Source organism: Oceanipulchritudo coccoides, from assembly GCF_010500615.1.
Lineage (GTDB): Bacteria > Verrucomicrobiota > Verrucomicrobiia > Opitutales > Oceanipulchritudinaceae > Oceanipulchritudo > Oceanipulchritudo coccoides.
Window position 1 is genome coordinate 1027338 of the sequence record NZ_JAAGNX010000002.1, and the last position, 8106, is coordinate 1035443.

Genomic DNA, 8106 nt, shown 5'->3' on the forward strand with positions numbered 1-8106 from the left:
TAAAACAAATGAAGATGAAAGCCGAACTACCCCGATTGAGCTTGCCGCTTTTGATGGCGCTCCTGGTCTTGGCGACAAACGTGACGACGGCACAAGACGCTGTTGTGGAAGACGAAGCGGACGATGACGTCTTCGACTTGAGTCCCTTTGTGGTGGAGGAGGACGGCAATGTTGGCTACACGGCAACGCAGACCCTAGGGGGCACGCGTATCCGGACGCAACTCGAGGACGTTGCGGCGTCGGTCTCGGTAATCACTGCGGACTTCCTCGAGGATACCGGTGCGACGGACAACCAGTCGCTGCTGCAGTACACCGCGAACACGGAAGTGGGCGGCGTGGACGGAAATTTCGGCGGAGCGGGGGACGGTCCTGGGGTGTATGAAAGCTTTGGTAATCCATCGAACGAGACACGGGTACGCGGTCTTGCTGCTGCGGACAACACGCGCAACTACTTCCTCTCGGACATTCCGTGGGATGTTTACATCGTCGAGCGCGTGGACATCCAGCGCGGGCCGAACGCGATCCTCTTTGGCTTCGGGAGCCCTGCGGGGATCATCAACACCGGCTTGATCAAGCCGCAGATGGCAGACAAGTACAAGATTCAGGTGATGACGGACAGCAACGACAGCATACGCGGTAATTTTGATTTCAACAAAGTGATCCTTGAGAACGAGCTGGCCGTCCGGGTGGCCGGCGTGAAGGAGCGGGAAAAATTCCGTCAGGATCCGGCTTTCGAAAATGACGAACGCATCTGGGCGGGCGCCGAGTGGCAGCCGGATTTCCTGAAAAAGAAATGGTCCCGCACGACCTTCAACATCTACTACGAGGACGGTAGCATTGATTCGAACTATCCGCGCACGATCACGCCGATCGACCGTATTTCCCCATGGTTTCGTCCTGTTCGCACGGTGGAGAACGACCTGACTTCCCCCTTCAATCCGGAGGGTGGGGTTGGCCGGCAGTTTTTCACCGCGAGTCAATTGTGGAACAACCGCCTGCCCCCGACACCGAACGCGGGACAAATTTATTCCTACTACGAGGACGGTTCGCCCAACCCGTATCACATCCCCTCGCTCGGATCGTTCGGCGCTGTTTACGGCGGGCCGGCGGGCTTTGTCGCCGACCCGGCAACCGGGGTCGTGACGAACAGCCAGATCCTCCAGTACCGTGAGAAGAACGGTTTGGGCCCGGACGGGCAGATCGACGGCAAGATTGACGGGAACTACTTTGAGCAGCCGTCGAGTATCGACACCTTCAACGAGTTTGCCCGCAAAGCCGGTTTGCCCTTTGCCGAGTTTGGCCAGTACAAGCAGAAGACCTTTACCGACCGTTCTGTTTTTGATTTCTACAACAACCTCCTTGACGGGCCGAACAAGGAGGAGGGACAGGAATTTGATAACCTGAATATTTCCTGGAGGCAGACCTTCCTGGACAACAAGTTCGGCTTTGAGTTGTCCAAGGACAAACAGAGCTACTACAACTACAGCACTCGCCTGCTGGTCGACGACCGACAGGCGATCCTGGTTGATGTCACGGAGACCCTGATCGACGGGACACCCAACCCCAACGTCGGGCGCCCGTTCATTTCCGACAGTGGGCAGTTCGGCAACTGGTCTTATGAGCGCGACCGTGATGTGACCCGATTCACGGCGTTTGCGGAGCACGATTTCAACGACTACAAGGACAGCTTCCTGAATCGCCTGCTCGGTCGTCAGAACCTGACTTTCCTGCTTTCGCGCGAGGAGGCCGAGACGCGGAACCTGTCATGGCAGATGTTTGCCATGGGCCAGGACTACCGCGATTTCATGGGTAACCCGAGCATTGTCGATAACGTCAATGCCTTCAGCCCGGTGGTGTATCTCGGCCCTTCCGTTATCGGCGCCGATTCCGTCTCGGACGTGCAGATTCAGCCGCTCAAGTCGCGAATCCAGATCCCCGATGAAGTATCAATCCGCTTCTGGGATGACACCTGGAATGCGCCAAGTGTTAACCCGGGTGATTCCTGGCAACATCCGGGTGGCTACCTCTCCACCCAGTCGGAAAACCCGGCCAATTACGTAGGCTGGAACGAGCGCTCCTTCAGCATCGAAAAGGTTGGCCCGCGCAACCCTGAAGCCCTGGCCCGTGCCGGCAGCTTGACCCGCGGTATTGTCGATTCCGAGGCGCTTGTGCTGCAGAACTACTTTTGGGACGGCGCAGTGGTCGGCACCTACGGGTGGCGCCGTGATGAAGTGCGCGCCTACAATACAAACGCATATATCAATCCTGTTACCCAGCGTGCGGAAATTGAGAAAATGGTCCTTCCGTCGTCACCGAACAATGAATGGGAGCAGGAGACCAGCAGTTGGAGTGCGGTGGTCCATCTCCATCGCCTGCCTTGGTTCATGGATATCCTCCCGATCAATGTGAGCCTTTACTACAACGAGAGTGAGAATTTCCAGCCCAACGCCAATCGTCTCGATCTTTTTGGACGGGCCCACGACCCGGCCATTGGCGATACGGTTGACCGCTCGGTCCTCCTCCAGACCAAGGACGGGAAATACAGCCTGAAGGCCACCCATTACACCACAAAGGTGACCAACGCTTCCAGCGACTACCTTTACGGGCAGTGGTTCCTGGGTAACTTCCAGGCATGGGGCGAGAACTGGAAGAACATCTTCGAGCTCGACACGATCCAGGGAACTGACGGTACCGGTCGGACCATTTTCAATACCTACGCACCCCGTGCTGGACAGACACAGGCGGATGCGCGGGCTGAGGAAGCCGCTGCGGTCGAAGGCTGGAAACAACATATCGAAAACCTGCGCGCCCTCTCGGCTGAGCTCACGGGTAATCCCGATGCATTCGACCAAGCGTATCAACTGGACCGTTCGAACACGACCTACAATGGTATCACGGTGACTGAGCCAGCAGGCTTTACGATCACCGAGGATGTCGAGTCCGAGGGCTGGGAGTTTGAATTCACCGCGCGTCCGACAAAGGACTGGGATATTACCTTCAACGCCTCCAAGGTTGAGTCCACACGCACCAACTGGGGCGACGAGGCCCTCATCCGCTACATTGACCTGGTCAATGATGACCTGAATAACACAGATGCCGGAATGCTGCGAATTTACGGAGGCTGGCCAAGCGCCCCGACAGCGCTCACCGAGTGGAATTCAATCCTCAATGGCAACTACCAGTTCCGGAAGCAGCTCGAAGGCAATCCCGCCCCCGAAATCCGCAAGTGGCGGTTCAACCTTGTGACGAATTATCACTTTGTCGACGGCTTCCTGAGTGGGATCAATATTGGCGGCGGATACCGCTGGCAGGACAAGGTCATCATCGGATTCGAGCCGGAGTATACGGACGAGTCAATGACCTCCATGGTCTACAACCTCGACAAGCCCTACTACGGTCCCTCGGAAAGTAACATCGATCTCTGGATCGGTTACTACAAGCGTATCGGCGACTGGCTTGACTGGCATGTCCAGCTGAACGTCCGCAACGTCTTCGCCGACAAGGATCTCATCCCGATCAATACCCATCCCGATGGAACAGTCGGGGCGTGGCGTCTTGGGGCTGCCACTACCTGGACCATCACGAATACCTTTACCTGGTAATCCTCTCAGCATGCTGAAATCGTGAAGCGGTATCGAGCGAATCGCCTATTCCGGGCTCCGGGGGCAATAGCATTGTTCTGGCATGTCCTGTGTGCGGGCGGGCTCCTTGCTTCACCGGTACCGCTGGAACGTGCCGCCCTGGTCGGGGAGGGGATTGCATGGTTTCTTCCAGAGGGAGTTGACGAGGGGAATCTTCCCTCCCTCGCCCTCGAAGCTTTGCCCGTGGAAATTGGACCCCTTCCTGACGACTGGAGCCTCGTTCCTTCGTTTTCCAGCGTGGACGGCAATTTCCAGACGATTCTTAATCTGCCCCCCGGAACCGATCTTTACGGAACCGGCGAGGTGACTGGGCCGCTGCGACGTAATGATACTGTCATTACACTTTGGAACACCGACAACTGGGGCTATCACCGCGACGATGGCAAGCGCCTTTACCAGTCGCATCCCTGGGTTATGGGGATGCGTGAGGATGGGAGCTCATTCGGAGTGATCTTCGACTCAACCTGGCGTGCAAGCCTTGAAACGCATGATACGAAAATTGTTTTCACCAGCGAAGGGCCACCCTTCCAGGTCCTTGTGATCGATCAGGATTCCCCGCAGGCCGTGATGGAGTCACTTGCCTCGCTGACCGGGCACATGCCCCTGCCGCCTCCATGGGCGCTTGGGTACCATCAATGCAAGTACTCGTATTTCCCTGACCAGCGTGTCCGTGAGATTGCCGATGAATTCCGTGAACGGGAGCTTCCCTGCGATGTCATCTGGATGGACATCGACTACATGGATGGATTCAGGATCTTCACTTTTGATGAGAGCCGCTTTCCTGATCCCGCCGGAACTAACGGTTATCTGCATGAAAAGGGATTCAAATCAATCTGGATGATCGACCCGGGCGTAAAGGCGGAGCCGGGCTATTCCGTATTTGACACGGGGACGGCCGCGGATGTCTGGGTCCGTGGTACGGAGGGAACCGAACCTTTCATCGGCGAGGTCTGGCCGGGGCCCTGTGTGTTCCCGGATTTTACGATACCGTCTGCCCGGGACTGGTGGGCCGGGCTCTACACGGACTTTCTCGCCACGGGGATCGATGGTGTTTGGAACGACATGAATGAGCCAGCGGTCTTTGATGGTCCCGACGGGACCATGCCAGTCGACGCCCTTCACCGGGGCGGTGATGCGCTGCCACCGGGTCCCCATTTACGCTACCACAATGTCTACGGCATGCTCATGGTACGCGCCTCATTTGAGGGCATCCTGGCTGCCCGTCCGCAGAAGCGTCCCTTTGTCCTTTCCCGGGCCAACTTTCTCGGGGGGCACCGATATGCCGCCACATGGACCGGAGACAACCGCGCCATTTGGGAGCACCTCAAGATGTCTGTCCCCATGTCCCTCAACCTTGGCCTGTCCGGCCAGCCCTTTAATGGACCCGACATTGGTGGGTTTTCCGGGGGTCCGGATCCGGTTCTCTACGGTCATTGGATTGCCCTCGGGGCCTTTTATCCCTTCAGCCGGGCACATGCGGACAATCATTCACCGGGAAACGAGCCATGGATGTTCGGTTCCGATATTGAGCGGGTTGCCCAAACTGCCCTTTTTCGACGGTATCGACTTCTTCCCTACATCTACACGGCCATGGAGGAAGCCTCACGGACCGGGATGCCTGTGATGCAGCCACTTTTTTTTGCTGATCCGTCAGATCCCCACTTGAGGGACGAGCAGGAAGCTTTTCTGTTCGGCGAGGATCTCCTTGTGGTTCCCCTTTGGGCGAAGAGCCCTGACTTGCCGGAGGGCAACTGGCGGGTTATCCAGCTACTTGATGGTGATCGCGAAAGGGACGCCTACCAGCCGGTTGTGCGTATCCGCCCTGGCGCGATCGTGCCCCTTGGACCCGTCGTGCAGAGTACGGAGGGATATGCACCGGATTCCCTGACTCTTGTGGTTTCACTCGATGAATCGGGCCGGGCCGATGGCACCCTGTATGAGGATGATGGGGATGGCTTTGCTTACAGGGAAGGAGTGTTTTTGCGCAGTATCTTCGAAGCCCAAACGAACGGTGATACGGTAACGGTAAAACTGGGTTTCCGTCACGGGGCTCTCCCTGACTCATCAAGAGAGGTATGGGTCCGTTTGATCACGGACAAGGGAGTTTATTCGGCAAGCGGCAATCCCACCGAGGGGATCAATATCCCGCTTTCCCAACCATAGGCGCCTTGGCAGTGCCAGAAAGACTAGTGTTCCGGCCCGGCCTCGATATCGACTGCTGGTGACCAGCCTTCCGGTTCGCGGACCTTGTCGACAAGCTCCTGTATCCGGGCTGGTGGGGCCGGGAAGAACGGGGTCAGGATCATCGTCACGGCAAAGTTGACAAACATTCCGATGGTACCGATTCCCTGCGGATCGATTCCCTGGTCGCTGAGCCCGAAGGTCCACTTGTCCATGCCGAGGAAGACGACCTGGATGATGTAGAATCCTGTCAGTCCGATTCCACAGAGCATGCCCGTGACAGCCGGGATCATGCTGACCCGCTTCCAGAAGATTCCCAAGACAATGGCTGGGAAGAAGCTCGCTGCGGCGAGCCCGAAGGCAAATGCGACGACCTGCCCGACAAAGGCGGGCGGATAAATCCCGAAGAGACCGGCGATGATGACCGCCACGCCGATGGTAGCCCGACCGACAAGGAGTCGCTTCTTTTCCGAGGCCCTTGGATTCAGGACCTTGTAGTATAAATCATGGGCAACGCTTGAGGAGATGACGAGAAGGAGTCCGCTGGCCGTGGAAAGGGCGGCCGCCAGTCCACCGGCGGCAACAAAGGCGATTATCCAGTCAGCCAGCTCGGCCATTTCGGGCGTGGCAAGAACAATGATGTCCCGGTCTGGTCCGCTTAGGCCGCGCGCACTCAACAGCGCCCGGGCATCCTTTCCTTGAAGCCCTTCCGAATCGAGCCAGCGTTGGTGATCGCGGGCAATCTGTGTTTGCTCGACAGGGCTAAGATTACCAGCCCGGAAAATTTCGTTCCTCTCATCACCAGTATAACGAAGAATCCCGTCACCGTCATCATACCAGAGAATAAGGCCCGTCTTTTCCCAGCTCTGGAACCAGTCCGGGATAGACTCTTCCGTCGCCCCGTTGAGGGATTCGAGCATGTAATAGCGGGCAAAGCCGCCGACCGCCGGTGCGGTGAGGTAGAGCCCGGCAATGAAGAAGAGCGCCCAGAAGCCGCTCCAACGGGCCGCCTTCGGGCTTTTCACTGTGTAGAAACGAACAATCACATGCGGCAGGCCGGCTGTCCCGACCATCAATGCAAGAGCGACAAAGAAAACATTCACCTTGTCCCATTTTCCAGTGAACGTATCCGTGTAGGGACCAAAGCCAAACTCCTTCTGGATTCCATCGAGTTTTGCCAACAGGCTGATGGATTCCCCGTGCAGTTCCGCACCAAGTCCTGCCTGCGGCATGAAGTGTCCGGTCAGCTTCAATGAAATGGCGATGGCTGGAACAAGAAACGCTGTAATGAGAACCCAATACTGCGCGACCTGGGTCCATGTGATGCCCTTCATCCCGCCAAGCGTCGCATAGATGAAGACAATCATCATCCCGATGATGACGCCGATGGTAATGTCGACTTCCAGAAACCGGCTGAAGACAACCCCGACGCCGCGCATCTGGCCCGCCACATAGGTGAAACTGATAAAGAGCGCGCAGAGGACCGCAATCAGCCGGGCAACGCGGGAGTTGTAGCGGTCTCCGACAAAATCCGGGACCGTGTAATGCCCGAACTTTCTCAAATAAGGGGCCAGAAGAAGCGAAAGTAGCACGAACCCACCGGTCCAACCCATCAGATAGACGCCGCCGGCATAACCCATCGTTGAGATAAGCCCCGCCATGGAGATGAATGAGGCGGCGCTCATCCAGTCGGCAGCGGTGGCCATGCCGTTTGCAGCGGCCGGGACACCACGCCCGGCAACGTAAAAGCCGCCGGTATCCTTGACCCGGCTATACCAGGCGATGCCCAGGTAGAGCGCAAAAGTCATTCCGACAAAGAGATAAGTCCAGATTTGTACGGTCATGTCAGTGCTCTCCGGGTGTTAAATGCCTTCGCCTGTGAAAGATTCCTCCTCCGGCTTGACCGGACCAAGCTCTGCCCGTTCCTCGTGGTGGATCCGGTCAAGACGGTTCATCGCCAAGGCATAAACAAGAATCAGGACTACGAAGGTCACAATGGATCCCTGCTGCGCAAACCAGAAACCCAGCGGATAGCCGGTCCCGGGGAGAGTATATTGATTCAACACGTCGGCAAAGAGTACCCCGCAGCCGAGTCCAACAAAGGCCCAGATTGCCAGAAGGACCGACATCAGGCGTAAATTGCTCCGCCAATAGCTGCGCAGGATGGCCTGCTCACGGGTTTGTAGTTTTGATTGGGGTAGTGGAGTCGTTTCCGTGCTCATACCGTCTTCTGGCAAGATATCGACGCCTTGTCACATAAAAAGTAATCGAGCCAGTGAGTCGG

At 57.1% G+C, this 8106-nt stretch carries 4 protein-coding genes; 2 read left to right on the forward strand and 2 right to left on the reverse strand.

All coding sequences use genetic code 11. The features are described 5' to 3' along the window. Window positions 1-14 precede the first annotated feature (14 nt). Together G0Q06_RS10125 and G0Q06_RS10130 are read left to right on the forward strand one after the other, a co-directional pair. Window positions 15-3602: a TonB-dependent receptor plug domain-containing protein gene (locus tag G0Q06_RS10125; protein WP_238710479.1), complete on the forward strand. Its 3588-nt coding sequence runs from the start codon at window positions 15-17 to the stop codon at window positions 3600-3602. Window positions 3603-3623: 21 nt separating this feature from the next. Beyond that, a complete protein-coding gene (locus G0Q06_RS10130) occupies window positions 3624-5804 on the forward strand; it encodes a TIM-barrel domain-containing protein (protein ID WP_338045126.1) in 2181 nt (726 codons plus the stop codon). A gap of 23 nt (window positions 5805-5827) precedes the next feature. Here G0Q06_RS10130 and G0Q06_RS10135 read toward each other — a convergent pair whose 3' ends face one another. Continuing rightward, entirely contained in the window at window positions 5828-7666 is a 1839-nt protein-coding gene (locus G0Q06_RS10135; RefSeq protein WP_163965331.1) for a sodium:solute symporter family protein, read from the reverse strand. An 18-nt stretch (window positions 7667-7684) separates the two neighbouring features. Beyond that, the gene (locus G0Q06_RS10140; RefSeq protein ID WP_163965334.1) at window positions 7685-8044 is read right to left on the reverse strand and encodes a DUF4212 domain-containing protein; all 360 of its coding nucleotides are present in this window, start codon (window positions 8042-8044) and stop codon (window positions 7685-7687) included. Between the last annotated feature and the right edge of the window lie 62 nt (window positions 8045-8106).